This window comes from Stakelama saccharophila (genome assembly GCF_032229225.1).
In the GTDB taxonomy this organism is placed as follows: Bacteria; Pseudomonadota; Alphaproteobacteria; order Sphingomonadales; family Sphingomonadaceae; genus Sphingomonas; species Sphingomonas saccharophila.
This window is the reverse complement of the sequence record NZ_CP135076.1, coordinates 849,355-865,813: the sequence shown is the minus strand read 5'-3', so window position 1 is coordinate 865,813 and position 16,459 is coordinate 849,355. Positions and strand designations below refer to the sequence as shown.

At 66.9% G+C, this 16,459-nt stretch carries 15 protein-coding genes and 1 tRNA gene; 11 read left to right on the top strand and 5 right to left on the bottom strand.

The features are described from left to right. Positions 1-77: 77 nt before the first annotated feature. The 3 genes from RPR59_RS03925 to RPR59_RS03915 form a co-directional block, all read right to left on the bottom strand. A complete protein-coding gene (locus RPR59_RS03925; protein WP_313916870.1) occupies positions 78-200 on the bottom strand; it encodes a hypothetical protein in 123 nt (40 codons plus the stop codon). A gap of 77 nt (positions 201-277) precedes the next feature. Beyond that, the gene (gene trmB / locus RPR59_RS03920; protein WP_313916868.1) at positions 278-970 is read right to left on the bottom strand and encodes a tRNA (guanine(46)-N(7))-methyltransferase TrmB; all 693 of its coding nucleotides are present in this window, start codon (positions 968-970) and stop codon (positions 278-280) included. A gap of 164 nt (positions 971-1,134) precedes the next feature. After that, complete coding sequence (locus RPR59_RS03915; protein WP_313916865.1) at positions 1,135-3,315, bottom strand: AsmA family protein; 2,181 nt, start codon at positions 3,313-3,315, stop codon at positions 1,135-1,137. 162 nt (positions 3,316-3,477) lie between these two features. Between RPR59_RS03915 and rpmI the strand changes: the two genes are divergently transcribed. The 5 genes from rpmI to RPR59_RS03890 all read left to right on the top strand — a co-directional run bounded on the left by rpmI (position 3,478) and on the right by RPR59_RS03890 (position 8,778). Then, positions 3,478-3,681, top strand: a complete 204-nt coding sequence (gene rpmI / locus RPR59_RS03910) for a 50S ribosomal protein L35 (protein ID WP_313916862.1) — start codon at positions 3,478-3,480, stop codon at positions 3,679-3,681. A 12-nt stretch (positions 3,682-3,693) separates the two neighbouring features. Continuing rightward, positions 3,694-4,059: a 50S ribosomal protein L20 gene (rplT, locus tag RPR59_RS03905; RefSeq protein WP_313916860.1), complete on the top strand. Its 366-nt coding sequence runs from the start codon at positions 3,694-3,696 to the stop codon at positions 4,057-4,059. Between the two features lie 271 nt (positions 4,060-4,330). Next, positions 4,331-5,362 (top strand): phenylalanine--tRNA ligase subunit alpha, encoded by a 1,032-nt coding sequence (pheS, locus tag RPR59_RS03900; protein ID WP_313918314.1) that lies wholly within the window; start codon positions 4,331-4,333, stop codon positions 5,360-5,362. A gap of 97 nt (positions 5,363-5,459) precedes the next feature. Beyond that, entirely contained in the window at positions 5,460-7,862 is a 2,403-nt protein-coding gene (pheT, locus tag RPR59_RS03895; RefSeq protein ID WP_313916858.1) for a phenylalanine--tRNA ligase subunit beta, read from the top strand. 166 nt (positions 7,863-8,028) lie between these two features. Next, positions 8,029-8,778, top strand: a complete 750-nt coding sequence (locus RPR59_RS03890) for an SDR family NAD(P)-dependent oxidoreductase (RefSeq protein ID WP_313916855.1) — start codon at positions 8,029-8,031, stop codon at positions 8,776-8,778. A 148-nt stretch (positions 8,779-8,926) separates the two neighbouring features. Here RPR59_RS03890 and RPR59_RS03885 read toward each other — a convergent pair. Further along, positions 8,927-9,002: transfer RNA gene (locus tag RPR59_RS03885), tRNA-Ala, on the bottom strand. A 176-nt stretch (positions 9,003-9,178) separates the two neighbouring features. Here RPR59_RS03885 and RPR59_RS03880 point away from each other — a divergent pair. Beyond that, the gene (locus RPR59_RS03880; protein WP_313916853.1) at positions 9,179-10,168 is read left to right on the top strand and encodes an NADP-dependent oxidoreductase; all 990 of its coding nucleotides are present in this window, start codon (positions 9,179-9,181) and stop codon (positions 10,166-10,168) included. A gap of 82 nt (positions 10,169-10,250) precedes the next feature. Here the strand turns inward: RPR59_RS03880 and ypfJ are convergent, their stop codons facing one another. Next, complete coding sequence (ypfJ, locus tag RPR59_RS03875; RefSeq protein ID WP_313916851.1) at positions 10,251-11,147, bottom strand: KPN_02809 family neutral zinc metallopeptidase; 897 nt, start codon at positions 11,145-11,147, stop codon at positions 10,251-10,253. A gap of 117 nt (positions 11,148-11,264) precedes the next feature. On the opposite strand from ypfJ, the gene RPR59_RS03870 reads away from it, so the two are divergent. From RPR59_RS03870 to RPR59_RS03850, 5 genes are all read left to right on the top strand, one after another. Then, positions 11,265-12,407 (top strand): patatin-like phospholipase family protein, encoded by a 1,143-nt coding sequence (locus RPR59_RS03870; RefSeq protein WP_313918313.1) that lies wholly within the window; start codon positions 11,265-11,267, stop codon positions 12,405-12,407. Positions 12,408-12,422: 15 nt separating this feature from the next. After that, on the top strand, positions 12,423-13,208 hold the full coding sequence (locus RPR59_RS03865) for a 3-hydroxybutyrate dehydrogenase (protein ID WP_313916849.1): 786 nt from the start codon (positions 12,423-12,425) through the stop codon (positions 13,206-13,208). A gap of 423 nt (positions 13,209-13,631) precedes the next feature. Continuing rightward, positions 13,632-14,282, top strand: coding sequence for a DUF4893 domain-containing protein (locus RPR59_RS03860; protein ID WP_313916847.1), 651 nt, complete (start codon positions 13,632-13,634; stop codon positions 14,280-14,282). Then, positions 14,279-15,076, top strand: a complete 798-nt coding sequence (locus RPR59_RS03855) for a ThuA domain-containing protein (protein ID WP_313916845.1) — start codon at positions 14,279-14,281, stop codon at positions 15,074-15,076. Before RPR59_RS03860 ends, RPR59_RS03855 begins: the two co-directional genes overlap by 4 nt. Positions 15,077-15,136: 60 nt before the next feature. Further along, positions 15,137-16,459 (top strand): amidohydrolase, encoded by a 1,323-nt coding sequence (locus RPR59_RS03850; RefSeq protein WP_313916843.1) that lies wholly within the window; start codon positions 15,137-15,139, stop codon positions 16,457-16,459.

The window sequence follows — 16,459 nt, the reverse complement described above, 5'->3', positions numbered from 1 at the left end:
TGGGCATCCGCGAGCCGCCCCGGCTACCAGAGCATGGAGGAAGCGCGTATCCGCGGGCGGCACCGGTGCCGCCCGGATCAGCGGCCGGTCCGGCGGCGGTCGCCCTTGCGGCGTTCCGGGCCGGCATAAACGGGATCGTCGACCCGCCGGCGGTCACCGTTCCTGCGACGCTCTTTCTCGGGCTCGGTCTTGTCGTTCATCGGTTCGACTCCTGTTGAGCGACCGCGACGGTACGACAAGTCCGTAAACAAGATGTTTTGCGATATTGCCGGCATTTTCACACGCGCAGATAGCGGAAGTACCAGACTTCATGGCCCTTGCGCCGCGCCTTGCGTTCATAGCGGGTTTCGGGCCAGCCGTCGGGGCGGGTGAGGAAGTCGTCCGGCCCGGCCGCCTGCCATGCGAAGTCGCGGCGCTGGTTCATCACCATCATCGCCCATCGGCAATAAGTGGGGTCGTCGGTGCCGAGGCGGAACTCGCAGCCCGGCCTCAGCTTCGCCGCGATCATGTCGAGCGGACCGTGATTGACCATACGGCGCTTGGCATGGCGCGCCTTGGGCCACGGATCGGGGTGAAGCAGATAGACACGCGTCAGGCCGGCATCCGGCAGGCGCTCGATCACCTCCAGCGCGTCGCCCATGTGCAGGCGGACATTTTGCAGGCCATCGTCGCGGATATGGCCGAGCGCGCCGACCACGCCGTTGAGGAAGGGCTCGCAACCGATGAAACCGTGATCGGGCCGCGCCGCCGCCTGGCCGGCAAGATGTTCGCCGGCGCCGAAACCGATCTCCAGCTCGAGCGGGCGCCCCTGCCCCTCGGCGTCGCCGAACAGGGTGCGGGCGGTGATCGCACCCGTTTCGGGCACCGCGACTTCCGGCAGCAACGTGTCGACCAGTTCCTGCTGCCCGGCGCGGAGCTTGTGGCCCTGACGGCGGCCATAGAGGCGGCGGATGGTAGCGGGATCGTTCATGGCGGCACGCGCTAGAACCAACCGCCCGTTCCTGGCAAGCCACCCTTCCCCGTTCTTCGCGCACGGGCACAGGGACGATACCGCCGGTCGGCTCCCGATCCTCTGCACCAGGAAATGCTCCTCCCGTTCCGACCCTCGATCTTTGCGGGGTAGCACGGCAGCGTTCAAAATATGCCGAGGAACTTCTTGCGCTGCTGCTTTGTCTCGTCGCCGGACTGCTTGCCGTTTTCGGATTTCGCCGTGGTTCCCGCGCCGACATCGTCGCGCCGCTCGCCCTTGCTCGTGCGCTGTGCGGCGGCGCGCGCGCCCCTCAGCACCGGTCCGCAAGCGGCGGCCTTGGCATCGCCGATGTCGACGAAGGAGAGGACGGAGGCAAGCGGCGTGGCGACCACCGCGAGACCGATCGCACTGCCCGCGCGGCCGAGCAGTTCGGGACTCACCACGTCGATCTCGGGTGCCGCGAAATAGCCGCCGATCCCGACCGGCGACTGACCGGAAAACAGCGAGAACTTCTTGGAATCGGCGCGGAAGGCGAGGTCCAGCGCCTCGTTCCTGAAGCTGAAACCGCCATGGCCGAGCATCACGTTCTTGTCCGTGTCGATCAGGATCGGATCGGCCGCGGCGATCCCGTCCCGCACGGTGAAGCCGATCAGCCCGCAATTGATCTGCACCGGCTCCTTCAGCTTCTTCTCGAACATCTTCTGGACGAAAGTGCCGACATCGAGTTCGGAAAGCTGGACGTTACGCGTCCAGAAACTGCCCTTGGGCATGATGATCGCGATCCGGCCATTGGCGTGCGAGAGCGACTGGTGGACGGTGTCGCCGCTTCCGGTCATCTTCACCCGCGCCTTCAGCGTGCCGGTGGTGCCCGACTGCTCGACGCCCCAGCCGGCGAGCAGCACGCCCATCGGCGTCGGCGACAGGCGGATGTCGTATTCGGTGAAGACCGGCGATTTCCGCGCATTGATCTTGATGTCCGAACTGACATGGCCGCGCGCCATGTCGAAGGTCAGCGGCGAGAGCGTGAGCAGCCGGTCGTCGAGCGTCAGCGCGAGGTCGACGTTCGACACCGGCAGGTTCTTCGCGCGAACGCGGCGGACGCGGTAATCGAGGTCGGCGTCGAAATTCCTGAGCGCCTCGACGCGCAACTCGGCGTCGGGCAGCAGCCGCGGATGGCCGCCGACGGTGCGGATCGCACCCTTGCCGCCCTGCGCCTCCAGCCGGTCGGGATCATAGCCGATGAACGGTCCGATATCGACGATGTCGAGCGTGTCGGTCGTCAGGTCGGCGATCAGCTTCAATCGCGGCTCGCCCGTCCGCACCGTCAGCCTGCCCGCCAGATCGCTGTCGCCGAACGTGCCCTTCAGCCCGGCGAAGCGCCATTCCTCGCCCTGCTTCGTCGCCGCCGAGGTCAGGTGATAGGTTCGCGTGTCGGGCACTGCGATACCGGCGACGGCGAAGATGTCGGCGATGTTGCTGCCGCGCACGTCCATATGGAGCTTCGCCCCCTCCAGCTCGGTCGGACCGGGCAGCGTGCCGGTAATGTCGGCATCGGTGCGTGCGCCGCGCAGGTGAAGCGCGAGCTGATTCTGCCCGCCTTCGACCGTGGAATTGGGCGACAGCAGCGCGCCCGTCATGGTGAAGGCATTGCCGCGCGCGGTCCCCTTGCCGTCGAAGCGGATCGCGTCGCGGAAGCGCGTGCCGCTCGTCTTCACCGTCCGGACGTCGACATCGGCGGTCAGCCGCATCTTCGGATCATCGTAGTGGATCGTCGTGCCGGCGAAGCTCGCGCGACGGATCGTCGGCAGGTCGAGCGGCTCGCCCTTCCGGTTCGGATCGCCGAACGTCCAGGTGTTGCGCCGCCGGTCGGCATCCCATTTCAGGTTCACCTCGCCATCGACGAGGTCGAGCCAGTTCACCCGGCGATCGCCGAACAGGAAGGTCAGCGTGGCGATGTCGGTGTCGATCCTGCCGGCGTCGAAGAAATTGCCCTCGCCCGCCCAGGCGGGGTTGGAGACGCTCAGCCCCTCGGCGTAGAATTTGATGTTCACCGGGTTGAAATAGAACTGGAAATCGCCCGCGACGCGAACGGTGCGGCCGGTCTGTGCGCTGGCGATGCGCTCGAAGCTGTGCTTCAGAAAGCGTCCCTTGGTGATGTAGAGCGTCAGCCAGGCGAGAAACAGCACGGCGACGATGCCGATGACGGTGCGCAGCGCGATCTTCGCCCAGCGCGGCCAGTTGTGCGGCGTGCGATCGTCGGCTCGTGATCCGGTGTCCGGCAGAACGGGGGGTTCGTCGGCCTGGGCGGTATCGACCGCCGCGATCGGAGTGTCCCGGTCCGCCATGGCGGTAAAATCCGCCCAGGCCCGATCGGTTCCCCCGCGCGCATGCTTGCATTCGCCGCAAAGCTCGGCTAAGCGCACCGCCTTTCCGCGATTCAATGGAACTGTCCGGCCAACAGGGCTGCCGCGGCCGTTCGCGATCGTCGAACATATAAGGAGACGAAAATGCCCAAGCTCAAGACCAAGAGCGGTGTCAAGAAGCGCTTCAAGTTCACCGCCTCCGGCAAGGTGAAGCACGGCGTTGCCGGCAAGCGCCACCGGCTGATCAGCCACAACGCCAAATATATCCGCCAGAACCGTGGCACCTCGGTCCTGTCCGACTCCGACGTAGCCCATGTGCGCCAGTGGGCGCCCTACGGCCTGAAGTAAGGAGAACCGACCATGGCACGAGTAAAGCGTGGCACGACCACCAGGGCGAAGCACAAGCGCATTCTGGATCAGGCGAAGGGCTATTACGGCCGTCGCAAGAACACGATCCGCATCGCGCGCCAGGCCGTCGAAAAGGCCGGCCAGTACGCCTATCGCGACCGCAAGGTTAAGAAGCGGTCCTTCCGCGCCTTGTGGATTCAGCGCATCAACGCCGGCGTCCGCGCCGAGGGGCTGACCTACAGCCAGTTCATGCACGGGCTGAAGCTCGCCGGAATCGAGCTGGACCGCAAGGTCCTCGCCGACATCGCGATGCACGAAGGCGACGCCTTCAAGGCGATCGTCGAGCAGGCCAAGGCGGCACTGCCCAAGGCCGCCTGACGCCTTCGGCGTAATACGAGAAAAAGGGGCGCCGGCAGCGATGTCGGCGCCCCTTTTTCATTTTAGCGCCCGGACCAACTCCCTCGTCATTCCCGCGAAGGACTGCGCCTTATCGAACGAGTGAACCCGGAATGGGTTGATCTCGCGCGCGGTTTGGGCTTCGAGCCTCTGCATAGCAGATGACACATATGCGGCCCGAAGCCGCCGGAGCACCAAATTGACGACAGACGAAATCGATCAGCTTCGCCAGGACGTGCTCGCCGCGATCGACATGGCCGCGGGGCCCGACGCGCTGGAAGCGGTGCGCGTCCACGCGCTCGGCAAGCAGGGCAGCGTGACCGCGCTCCTCAAGTCGCTCGGCAAGATGACGCCCGACGAACGGCAGGTGCAGGGACCGCGCATCCACGGCCTGCGCGAGGCGGTCAACGCAGCGATCGGCGCCCGCAAGGAAAAGCTCGAAGCCGCGCTGCTCGCCGACAAGCTGGCGAGCGAGACGCTCGATATGACGCTGCCGGTCGACATGCCCGCGGCCGGCACCGTCCACCCGGTCAGCCAGGTGATGGACGAACTCGCCGAAATCTTTGCCGATCTCGGCTTCGCGGTGGCGACGGGACCGGAGATCGAGGACGACTGGCACAATTTCACCGCGCTCAACATCCCCGACACCCATCCGGCGCGGGCGATGCACGACACCTTCTACTTCCCGGCGAAAGAATCGGGCGAGCAGAAGATGCTGCTGCGCACGCATACCTCGCCGGTGCAGATCCGCACGATGATGCAAAGCGAGCCCCCGATCCGCATCATCGCGCCGGGACGGACCTATCGTTCGGATTCGGACGCCACCCACACGCCGATGTTCCATCAGGTCGAAGGGCTGGTGATCGACAAGGGGATCACGCTGGGCCACCTCAAATGGACGCTCGAGACGTTCCTCAAGGCATTCTTCGAGCGCGACGATGTCGTGCTTCGCCTGCGCCCCAGCTACTTCCCCTTCACCGAGCCCTCGGCCGAGGTGGATGTCGGTTTCTCGGTCGAAAAGGGCAAGCGCGTCATCGGCGGATCGCAAGGCTGGATGGAAGTACTCGGCAGCGGCATGGTGCATCCGAAGGTGATCGCCGCCTGCGGGCTCGATCCCGACGAGTGGCAGGGCTTCGCCTTCGGTTGCGGCATCGACCGGCTGGCGATGCTGAAATACGGGATGGATGACCTGCGCGCCTTCTTCGATGGCGATCTGCGCTGGCTCAGGCATTACGGCTTCTCGGCGCTCGACGTGCCGACGTTGAGCGGAGGCGTCGGGGCCTGATTTCGTCACCCCGGCGAAGGCTGGGGTCCATGGCTGGCCGATGGGCCACCCGATAAAGACATAGACCCCAGCCTTCGCTGGGGTGACGGGAAGAAAAATGAAATTCACCCTTAGCTGGCTCAAACAGCATCTCGATACGGACGCCGATATCGACGCGATCACCGCGGCGCTGACGCGGATCGGGCTCGAGGTCGAGGGCATCGAGAATCCGGGCGAAAAGCTCGCCGGGTTCAAGGTCGCCAGGGTGCTGAGCGCCGAACCCCATCCCGATGCCGACAAGCTGAAGGTGCTCTCGGTCGACGCCGGCGGCGGCCCCTTGCAGGTCGTGTGCGGGGCGCCCAATGCGCGTGCCGGCATGATCGGCGTGTTCGGCCCGCCGGGCGTCTATGTCCCCGGATCGGGGTTCGAACTGAAGGTCGCCGCCATCCGCGGCGTCGAATCGAACGGCATGATGTGTTCGGTGCGCGAACTGGAACTGGGCGACGCGCATGAAGGCATCATCGAACTGGGCGCCGATGCGGAGGAGGCGGTCGGCCGGCCCTATCCCGACTATGCCGGCCTTACCGATCCGGTCATCGACGTATCGATCACGCCCAACCGGCAGGATTGCATGGGCGTGCGCGGCATCGCGCGCGATCTCGCTGCTGCGGGGATCGGCACGCTCAAGCCGCTCACCGAGGCTTATCGGCGGGACGCGGTAGAGCCGGTCGCGGGCGAAGGCGAAGGCCCCGACGTCCGCACCGACGATGCCGAGGGCTGCCCGGCTTTCTACGCGCAGGCGGTCTCGGGCGTCACCAACGGCGTCTCGCCCGACTGGATGCAGCGCTACCTGACCGCGATCGGGCAGAAGCCGATTTCGGCGCTGGTCGACATCACCAATTTCGTGATGATCGATCTCGGCCGCCCCCTGCACGTCTATGACCGGGCGAAGCTGACCGGCGGACTGGTCGCGCGGAAGGCGCGCGCCGGCGAGACCGTCACCGCGCTCAACGGCAAGACCTACACGCTGGATGCGAGCATGACCGTCATCGCCGACGATGCGCAGGTCCACGATATCGGCGGCATCATGGGCGGCGAGGATTCGGGCGTCAGCGCGGGCACGACCGACGTGCTGATCGAATGCGCGTATTTCGATCCCGACCATATCGCGCGCACCGGCCAGGCGCTCGTCCTGACCAGCGACGCGCGCCAGCGCTTCGAGCGCGGTGTCGACCCCGCCTTTCTCGACGACGGACTGGCGATCGCGACGGGGCTGGTGCTAGACCTGTGCGGCGGCACGGCCAGCGGCGTCACCCGCGCCGGCCGACCCCCGGTCGAACCGCGCACGCTCCGCTACGATCCCGGCCGCGCGGAAACGCTGGGCGGTCTCGCCGTCGCAGGCGATCGCCAGAAGGCCATTCTCGAAGGCCTGGGCTTCACCGTCGCCGACGACTGGCAGGTGACCGTGCCCACATGGCGGCGCGATATCGACGGCCCGGCCGATCTGGTCGAGGAAGTCATCCGCATCGAAGGAATCGACAAGGTGCCGGCGTCGCCGCTCGCGCGTGTTCCCGGCGTCGCCACGCCCACCGCCACCGCCGAACAGAAGCTCGAACGCCGCATTCGCCGCGCGGCCGCATCGCGCGGTTTTCACGAGGCGGTGACGTGGAGCTTCGTGTCCGAGGACGAGGCGAAGCCGTTCGGCGGCGGCGCATGGATACTCGCCAACCCGATCAGCGAGGATCTGAAGGTCATGCGCCCGTCGCTGCTCCCCGGCCTGTTGTCGGCGGCGCGGCGCAACATCGATCGCGGTGCCGACGGGGTGCGGCTGTTCGAGATCGGCCGGCGCTATCTGGCGGACGGCGCCAAATCCCGTGAGCGTCCGACGCTGACGCTGGTCATGGCGGGCGAGAAGTCCCCGCGCGGCTGGAACAGCGGCAAGGCGCAGCATTTCGACGCGTTCGACGCCAAGGCCGAAGCGCTTTCGCTGCTCGCCGCCGCGGGTGCGCCCGCGGACAAGCTGATGGTGATGGGCGAGGCCGGCGATAGCTGGCACCCGGGTCGCTCGGGCACGCTCCGGCTGGGGCCGAAGAACGTGCTGGCGACGTTCGGCGTGGTTCATCCGGGGCTGCTCAGGACGTTCGATCTCGCCGGCCCGGTGGCGGCGGTCGAGATCTTCCTCGACGCGATCCCGGAAAAGCGCAGCGCCGGTTTCATGCGCCCGGCCTACACGCCACCGGCGCTGCAACCGGTGCGCCGCGACTTCGCCTTTCTGGCACCGGCCGATCTGTCTGCCGACGACCTTGTCCGCGCGGTGCGCGGCGCCGATAAAAAGGCGATCGTCGATGCGCGCCTGTTCGACCTCTTCACCGGCGAAGGGATCGAGGAAGGCAAGAAGAGCATGGCGGTCGAGGTCACGCTCCAGCCTGCGGCCAAGAGCTTCACCGACGAAGAGATCAGGGCCATCGCCGACAAGGTGGTGAAGGCTGCCGAGAAACGGGGCGCGACGCTCAGGGGATGACGCGCTCCAGCCTCAACCGTCATCCTGAACTTGATTCAGGACGACGAACGGGAAAGCAAGCGCCCGCCACCGCGTTCATGTCGAGCGAAGTCGAGACACGGTCCGCCATTCAGGTCCCTTGACGTCGCTCGGGACAACGGACGAACAGGAAATGGGAGAACCGATCATGCGCACAGTCCTCATCACCGGCGGCACGGCGGGGATCGGCGAGGCGGCCGTCCGCACTTTCGCAAACGCAGGCTGGCGCGTCGTGGCGACCGGGCGGCGCCGGGAACGACTCGATGCACTGGTAGCGGAACTCGGCGCCGACAAGGTACAGGGATGCGCCTTCGACATCCGCGACGATGCGGCACGCGACGCGGCACTCGATGCGCTTCCCGAGGGCTTCCGCGACATCGACCTCCTCGTCAACAATGCCGGCCTCGCGCTCGGCACCAGCCCGGCGCAGGACAGCGCGCTCGACGACTGGAAGGTGATGGTCGACACCAACATCACCGCGCTCATTTCTTTGACGAGGCGGCTGCTGCCGGTGCTGATTTCCGCCAAGGGCGCGATCATCAACCTGTCGTCGGTGGCCGCGACCTATCCCTATCCCGGCGGGAATGTGTACGGCGGCACCAAGGCGTTCGTCCGCCAGTTCTCGCTCGGCCTGCGCTCGGACCTGCACGGCACCGGGGTGCGCGTAACCTCGATCGAACCGGGCATGGTCGAAACGGAATTCACGCTGGTCCGCACCGGCGGCAGCCAGGAAGCTTCCGACAAGCTCTATGGCGGCGCCGATCCGATGACCGGCGACGACATCGCGGGCACCATGCTCTGGGTCGCCGAGCTGCCGCCGCATCTCAACATCAACACGCTGGAACTGATGCCGGTCAGCCAATCCTTCGCCGGGTTCCAGGTCGCGCGGAAGGACTGACGCGAGTCAGTAAACATCGCGCGAACATTTCACCGATGCTGAGGGCGCCTGAAGCGATCGGCATATCGGCGCACTTGCGATACCGGCGCGATTCCGCTCCGAAGCGCGTTCAACGAAGAAAGCGGATGACATTGTGGGAGTGGCGGGGTGGTGGAGCCGAGGGGAGTCGAACCCCTGACCTCTGCAGTGCGATTGCAGCGCTCTCCCAACTGAGCTACGGCCCCGCCATGGACCCGGACATGAGGCGCTGCCTCGCCGGGGCCGCTCCCCTTACCGACATGTCCTGCCAGATGCAACCGGCATCGCGCACCGATCACGACAAAGATCCGCGATCATAGATTGCGTGTTGAAACGGATCGGCGATATTGTTTTCGCACACCGGAAGACAGGAGAGCAGGCGATGGCGAAGGCATGGCATCTCGAACGGCGGCCCAGGGGGCTTCCCGGCAACGAAGACTTCGCGCTGAAGGCGATCGACCTGCCCGACCTTGCCGAGGGCCAGATCCGGGTCGCCAATCGCTGGCTGTCGGTCGACCCCTATATGCGCGGCCGGATGAACGACGTGAAAAGCTATGTCCCGCCCTTCCAGCTCGGCGAGCCGATGCAGGGCGGCGCCGTCGGCGAAGTCGTCGAGAGCAAGGCGGAGGGCTTCGCCAGGGGCGACCTCGTCCAGCACATGGAAGGCTGGCGGGACGAGGCCGTGGTGGATGCGAGCCGTGCGCAGAAACTCCCCGATATCGGCGTGCCCGAACAGGCGTTTCTCGGTCAGCTCGGCATGCCGGGCATGACCGGCTATTTCGGCCTGCTTTCGGTTGCGGAGGCGAAGCCGGGCGACACGGTGTTCGTCTCGGCCGCCGCCGGCGCGGTCGGCTCCACCGTCGTCCAGGTGGCGAAGGCGAAGGGCATGACCGTGATCGGCTCGGCCGGCGGGAAGGAGAAGTGCGACTGGGTCCGCTCGCTCGGCGCCGACCGGATGATCGACTACAAGGCCGGCACCTCGGTGGTGAAGGCGCTGATGGAAGCCGCGCCGGACGGGATCGACGTCTATTTCGACAATGTCGGCGGCGACCATCTCGACGCCGCGCTGGCGGTGGCGAACGAGCGCGCGCGCTTCGCGATCTGCGGCATGATAGACATCTACAATTCGGCCGAGCCGACCGAATTGCGCTATATCGCCCGCATCATCGGCGCGCGCATCCGCCTGCAGGGCTTCATCGTCAGCGATTTTCTGAGCCGCATGGCCGAATTCTACCGCGACATGGGCGAATGGACCAAGGCCGGCAAGTTGCAGCGCGAGGAAACCGTGGTCGAGGGGCTGGAGAAGATGCCCGACGCGTTCCTCGGCCTGTTTTCCGGCAGGAACATGGGCAAGATGCTCGTCAGGCTTTGAGCAGCCAGCGAAAGGCGCGGCGAAGCTCGGCGGTGCCGTGCTGCTCGTACCCCCTAAAGACGAAAGGCATCCGCCACGTCGTTCAGGACAGCGCCTCGAACGTGTTGCATGCCGCCGGGTCGCCGCTTTCCAGCCCGACGCGCAGCCAGTGCATCCGCTGCTGCGACGTGCCATGGGTGAAGCTGTCGGGCATGACCCGGCCCCGCGCCTCGCGCTGCAGCGTATCGTCGCCGATCGCGTTGGCGGCGGTCATCCCCTCCTCGATATCGCCGGGTTCCAGCCGGTTCCGGTTGTGCGCGGCCCAGATGCCGGCATAGCAGTCGGCCTGCAGTTCCAGCATCACCGACAGGCGGTTGCCGGCCGTGTCGCCCAGCCCCGCCTGCGCCCGCGCCACCTGGGCCGACGTGCCGAGCAGGTTCTGGACATGGTGCCCGAATTCGTGCGCGATCACATAATCCTGCGCGAAATCGCCGCGCGCGCCGTATCGCTCGGCCAATTCGTCGAAAAAGCCGGTGTCGAGATAGATGCCCTGATCGGCGGGGCAATAGAACGGCCCCATCGCCGCCTGCGCCGCGCCGCACCCCGACCGGCCGCTGCCGCCGTAGAATTGGAGCGAGGGCTCGCGAAAGGCCGCGCCCGCGTCGCGAAAGATCGCGCGCCATGTCTCGTTCGCCGAACTGAAGGCATCGCAGGCGGCCTTGCTGGCCGCGTCCACCGTGCAGGCGCGCGTGGCATCCGTGCCCGCGCCGCCCTCCGAATAGCCGACCTGCCCGCTGGGCGCCTGATCGCCACCGACCAGCCCCAGCGGGTTGCCGCCCAGGAAGAACAGCACCGCCACGACAACGATCACCCCGCCCAGCCCGAACCGGCTGAAGATCAGCGGCAACAGCCCCAGCAGCAGCCCGCCGCCGCCGAAGCCGCCGCCCCGGCCGCGCTGGTCGCCAACGTTGATGTCCGGATCGAAATCGTCGAGCCGCATGTCCTGCGTCCTTCCTGAAGGCGATGCCGTGATATTGCGCCAGTGCCGCGATGGTTGCACCAGCTTTTTGTGCGGCCGCGCTTGATGCGCCGCACAATTAACGCCATCTGGGGCGTAATGGCCGATGCCGACCCCAGATCGCAGCGCCGCAGCCGGACGGCCATGCCGCTGCCCGGATGCGTGGCGCTGGTGCTGCAGGGCGGCGGCGCGCTGGGCAGCTATCAGGCGGGCGTGATCGAGGCGCTGGGTGAGGCGGAAATCGGGATCGACTGGGTCGCCGGCATCTCGATCGGCGCGATCAATGCCGCCCTGGTCGCCGGCAATCCGCCGGAACGGCGCGTGGCGGCCCTGCGCGCCTTCTGGGACGAGGCGACGAGCGCGCTGCCCAGCTTTCCCATCTGGCCGCAGGACGCGCTGCGCGAGGTACTGCACGAATGGTCCGCCGGCATGGTGATGGCGACGGGCGTTCCCGGCTTCTTCCGCCCGCGTCCGGTGCCGCCGGCCATGGCCCTTCCCGGCACGCCCGAGGCACTGAGCTTCTACGACAGCAGCCCGCTCGCCGCGACGCTGGACGATCTCGTCGACTGGGACCTGCTGAACGATGGGCCGATGCGCCTGTCGGTGGGCGCGGTCGATATAGAGACGGGCAATTTCCGCTATTTCGACACCAGCGAGTGCCGTATCGATGCGCGCCACGTCATGGCGTCGGGCGCGCTGCCGCCGGGCCTGCCGCCGGTCGAGATCGACGGGCGCTGGTATTGGGACGGCGGGCTCGTCTCCAACACGCCGCTCACCCATGTCCTCGACCATCAGCGCGATTCGATGCTGGTGTTCCAGGTCGACCTGTTCAGCGCCATCGACGACCGGCCGAAGACGATCCTGGACGTGATGGCGCGCGAAAAGGAAATCCGCTTTTCCAGCCGCACCCGGGCCGTGACGGCGGAACGCATGCGCCTGCGCGAGGAACGTGCGGCGATCCGCAAGGTGCTGGCCAAGCTTCCCGACGATCTGAAGGACGATCCCGACGTCGTCGCCCTCGGCGAACAGGCGGCGGAGATGCCGGTCAACCTCGTCCATCTGATCTACCGCGCCAATGCCTGGGAAGGCGGCAGCCGCGACTTCGAATTTTCGCAGCGCACGATGCGCGAGCATTGGCATGCGGGCGAGGCGGCGGTGGCGGAGACCATGGCGAACGCACGCCTGATCGCGCAGAACATCATCGACGGCCGGACCGCCGCCTTCGACCTCACCCACCGCTAGCAAGGAGTCCCGCACATGTTCCTGAAGGGCAAAAGCGTCATCATCACCGGTTCGACCTCCGGCATCGGCCTTGCATATGCCAAGGCGTTCGCGACCGAAGGCGCCAGCGTGGTGATCAACGGCTTCGGCGACGAGGGCGAGATCGAGAAGGAGCGTGCGGCGCTCGAGGAAACCAGCGGCGCCAAGGCGCTCTACGACGCCGCCGACATGACGAAGCCCGACCGGATCGAGGCGATGGTGCGGCGCTGCCATGCCGAACTGGGCGGCCCCGACATCGTCATCGCCAATGCCGGCATCCAGCACGTCGCCAGGATCGAGGATTTCCCGCCGGAAAAGTTCGAGGCGATCATGAAGATCAACATGACCTCGGCCTGGTATCTGTTCCGCGCGGCGATCCCGCACATGAAGGAAAAGGGCTGGGGCCGGATCCTGTCCACCGCGTCCGCCCACAGCCTGGTCGCCAGCCCCAACAAGACCGCCTATATCATGGCGAAGCACGGCATCGCCGGACTGACCAAGACGCTGGCGCTGGAAACCGCGACCGACGGCATCACCGTCAACTGCATCTCGCCCGGCTATGTCTGGACGCCGCTGGTCGAGAATCAGATCCCCGACACGATGAAGTCGCGCGGGCTGACGCGCGAGCAGGTGATGAACGACGTGCTGCTTGCGGCACAGCCGACCAAGCAGTTCGTCATGCCCGAGGAAGTGGCCGCCCTCGCCGTTTTCCTGTGCCGCGACGAGGCGAAGGCGATCACCGGCGCCAATTACTCCATGGACGGCGGCTGGACGGCCCAGTGACGGTGCGGTGCGCCAGAGCCGTTCCGACACCGAGCAAGACAACGCCATTCCTGCCCTGAAAGGATGCCTCTGCGAAAGGCGCGAAATGGAAACCCCTTTCGTCATGCTGAACGTGTTTCAGCATCCACTTGGCTGCAATATCAAGCGCTTAAGCTAGGCGGCTCGGTGGACCCGGCCTCCGCCGGGGAGACGAGAATGGGTTTCGCAAAGCCATCCTGAAAGGGGAGGTGGCAGTCCGGAGGGCTGACGGAGGGGTGTCCCCGCCGACCGTACTCCCCCTCCACCACGCTGCGCGCGGTCCCCCTCGGGGGGGATCTGCCGGCAGACTATCCCGCCCCGACCAGGGCCGGAACGAATCTAGGATTCGACAGCCGCCGAATCCGCGTTACTCTCGCACCCTTGTTGTTCGAGGGTCGCGCACTGATGCCGAAATCGTCGCTCGTCGCCGCCCTGTCGGCGCTCGCCCTGACCGGTTGCAGCCATGCGGACGATGGCGGGCCGGCCGCGATCGCCGCGCGTGCCCCGCTGCAATGGCGCAGCATGGCCACGCCCCATGATCGCGATCGTCTGCGCGACTGGCGCAAGGCGTGGAAGACCGCCCTGCCCCGTGCGCGCGCTTTCGCACCCGAACGAACGGCGGCCGAGGGTGCGCTCTTCAATGCCGACCTGGCCCTGCCCGGTGCCACGCCGCCCATCGGTGAGTATCGCTGCCGCACGTTCAAGCTGGGCGCGGCCGGCCCGGCCATGCTCGATTTCATCGCCTATCCCTGGTTCCGCTGCCGCGTCACCGATGAGGGCGAGGCGCTGGGCTTCTACAAGGTCAGCGGGTCGCAGCGGCCGGTCGGCCTGATCCTGCGCGACAGCCCGACCCGCGCCGTCTTCCTGGGCACGCTGGTCCTCGGTGACGAGCAGGCGGCGTTGCAATATGGCGCCGATCCCAATCGCGACATGGCCGGTTTCATCAAGCGGGTGGGTGATCGCCGCTGGCGGCTGGCCCTGCCCTATCCGCATTACGAATCGCTGCTCGACGTGATCGAACTGGTTCCGGCCGATTCGGCGAGGGAAACACCGTGATCGTGCGCGCCCTTGCCCTCGCCGCGCTGCTGGCGGCCGGACAGGCGGCACCCGACCCGCACCGGCCGAAACCGACGCTGGATCACGTCGCCCCTGCCTTGCTCGAAGGGATCGAGGACGGCGTCCTGATCGTGTCGAAGACCAATGGCTGGCGCCATATCGAGCATATCCCGCATTCGAACGCGGTGCTGGCCGACATCGCCGAAGGCCTCGGCCACCCGGCCTTCGTCACCGAAAACGGTGCGGTCTTCAACGATGCGCAGCTTGCCCGTTTCTCCGTCGTCGTCCTGAACAGCGCGACCGGCACGTTCCTGACGCCCGATCAGCGCGCGGCATTCGCCCGCTATGTCGCAGGCGGAGGCGGTGTCGTCGCGCTCCATGCCGCTGGCGACAGCAGCCACGAAGCGCCCTGGTATGTCGATACCGTCATCGGCACGCGCTTCATCGGCCATCCCGGCGGCGGCGATCACTTGCAACACGCGCGCATCACCATCGCCCGGCCGGATCATCCCGTTATGAAGGGCGTCGTCCTGCCCTGGGCGCCGCGCGACGAATGGTACAGCTTCGCCGGCAATCCGACCGAAAGCGGCATGACGGTCCTCGCCCGCATCGACGAGGACAGCTACCGCGTGCCGCCAGAGCTTGCGATGGGTGACGATCATCCGGTGATCTGGACGAACCCGCAGACGACGGGGCACGTCGTCTATTCGGCGCTGGGGCATATGCCGGGATCCTACGACGATCCGAACTATCGCCGCCTGCTGACCAACGCGATCCGCTGGGCCGCCGAATAACGCTGCGCGCTTGTCGTCCTGGTGAACACTCCGGCGCAACAGACAGTGGGGAGATGACGCATGTTTCGTTCGTTCGTCCTAGGGGGCGCGGCACTGGCCGCCCTTGCCGCGACGCCGGCGGCGGCCGATGCCGTCCACGATGCGACGCAGGCGGAACTGCCCGACCTGGTCAGCCTCTACCGCGACCTGCACAGCCATCCCGAATTGTCGCTGAACGAAACCGCGACCGCCGCCGCCCTGGCCGAGCGGGCGCGCAAGGCCGGATTCGACGTGACCACCGGCGTCGGCGGCACCGGTGTCGTCGCCGTGATGAAGAACGGCCCCGGCCCCGTCCTTCTGATCCGCACCGATATGGACGCGTTGCCGGTGACCGAACATACCGGTCTGCCCTTCGCCTCCAAGGTCACGGCGACCACGGAGGGCGTGACCACCGGCGTCATGCACGCCTGCGGCCATGACACGCACATGGCGAGCTGGGTCGGCACGGCGGAAAACCTTGCGGCGATGAAGGACCGCTGGTCGGGCACGCTCGTGATGATCGCGCAACCGGCCGAAGAGGTCGGCAAGGGCGCCCGCATGATGCTGGAAGACGGCCTCTACGAGCGGTTCCCAAGGCCGACGGATGCCATCGCCTTCCACGACAGCGCGTCCATGCCCGCGGGCACGATCGGCCTGCATCCCGGTTATGCGCTGGCCAACGTCGATTCGGTCGACATCGTCGTCCACGGCGTCGGCGGGCACGGCGCCTATCCCAACGCGACCAGGGACCCGATCGTTCTGGGCGCGGCGATCGTCGGCAAGCTGCAGACGCTGGTCAGCCGCGAGGTCGACCCGCAGGCGCCCGCCGTCGTCACCGTCGGCAGCTTCCACGCCGGCGCCAAGCACAACGTCATCCCGGACGACGCCACCCTGCTGCTGACGGTGCGCAGCTACACGCCCGAGGTCCGCCGGCAATTGCTGGACGGCATCGCCCGTATCGCCCGCGGCGAAGCGATCGCCGCCGGCATCGCCGAGGACAAGCTGCCGACGGTGACGGTGAAGGACGAGTTCACGCCCTCGACCTACAATACGCCGGACCTGACGAAACGCATGCAAGCGCTGTTCACCGAACGCTTCGGCAAGGACCGCGTGTTCGAGACGCCGGCGGTGATGGGTGGCGAGGATTTCGGCCGCTATCATCTCGCCGACGATTCGATCGACAGCCTGATCTTCTGGGTCGGCGGCGTACCGCGGGACCAGTGGCAGGAAGCGCAAGCCGGCGAGCGCGAGCTTCCCTCGCTCCACAGCGCCGAGTGGGCGCCCGACGCGCCGGCCGTGATCGGCACCGCGACCGAGGCGCTGACCGCCGCGGCACTGGACATCCTGGCAACCTCCGCCGGCTAG

Excerpts from the sequence above, each read along its gene's own strand:
- RPR59_RS03925 (WP_313916870.1), bottom strand. The coding sequence starts at position 200 with ATGAACGACAAGACCGAGCCCGAGAAAGAGCGTCGCAGGAACGGTGAC.
- trmB (WP_313916868.1), bottom strand. The coding sequence starts at position 970 with ATGAACGATCCCGCTACCATCCGCCGCCTCTATGGCCGCCGTCAGGGC.
- RPR59_RS03915 (WP_313916865.1), bottom strand. The coding sequence starts at position 3,315 with ATGGCGGACCGGGACACTCCGATCGCGGCGGTCGATACCGCCCAGGCC.
- rpmI (WP_313916862.1), top strand. The coding sequence starts at position 3,478 with ATGCCCAAGCTCAAGACCAAGAGCGGTGTCAAGAAGCGCTTCAAGTTC.
- rplT (WP_313916860.1), top strand. The coding sequence starts at position 3,694 with ATGGCACGAGTAAAGCGTGGCACGACCACCAGGGCGAAGCACAAGCGC.
- pheS (WP_313918314.1), top strand. The coding sequence starts at position 4,331 with ATGGCCGCGGGGCCCGACGCGCTGGAAGCGGTGCGCGTCCACGCGCTC.
- pheT (WP_313916858.1), top strand. The coding sequence starts at position 5,460 with ATGAAATTCACCCTTAGCTGGCTCAAACAGCATCTCGATACGGACGCC.
- RPR59_RS03890 (WP_313916855.1), top strand. The coding sequence starts at position 8,029 with ATGCGCACAGTCCTCATCACCGGCGGCACGGCGGGGATCGGCGAGGCG.
- RPR59_RS03880 (WP_313916853.1), top strand. The coding sequence starts at position 9,179 with ATGGCGAAGGCATGGCATCTCGAACGGCGGCCCAGGGGGCTTCCCGGC.
- ypfJ (WP_313916851.1), bottom strand. The coding sequence starts at position 11,147 with ATGCGGCTCGACGATTTCGATCCGGACATCAACGTTGGCGACCAGCGC.
- RPR59_RS03870 (WP_313918313.1), top strand. The coding sequence starts at position 11,265 with ATGGCCGATGCCGACCCCAGATCGCAGCGCCGCAGCCGGACGGCCATG.
- RPR59_RS03865 (WP_313916849.1), top strand. The coding sequence starts at position 12,423 with ATGTTCCTGAAGGGCAAAAGCGTCATCATCACCGGTTCGACCTCCGGC.
- RPR59_RS03860 (WP_313916847.1), top strand. The coding sequence starts at position 13,632 with ATGCCGAAATCGTCGCTCGTCGCCGCCCTGTCGGCGCTCGCCCTGACC.
- RPR59_RS03850 (WP_313916843.1), top strand. The coding sequence starts at position 15,137 with ATGTTTCGTTCGTTCGTCCTAGGGGGCGCGGCACTGGCCGCCCTTGCC.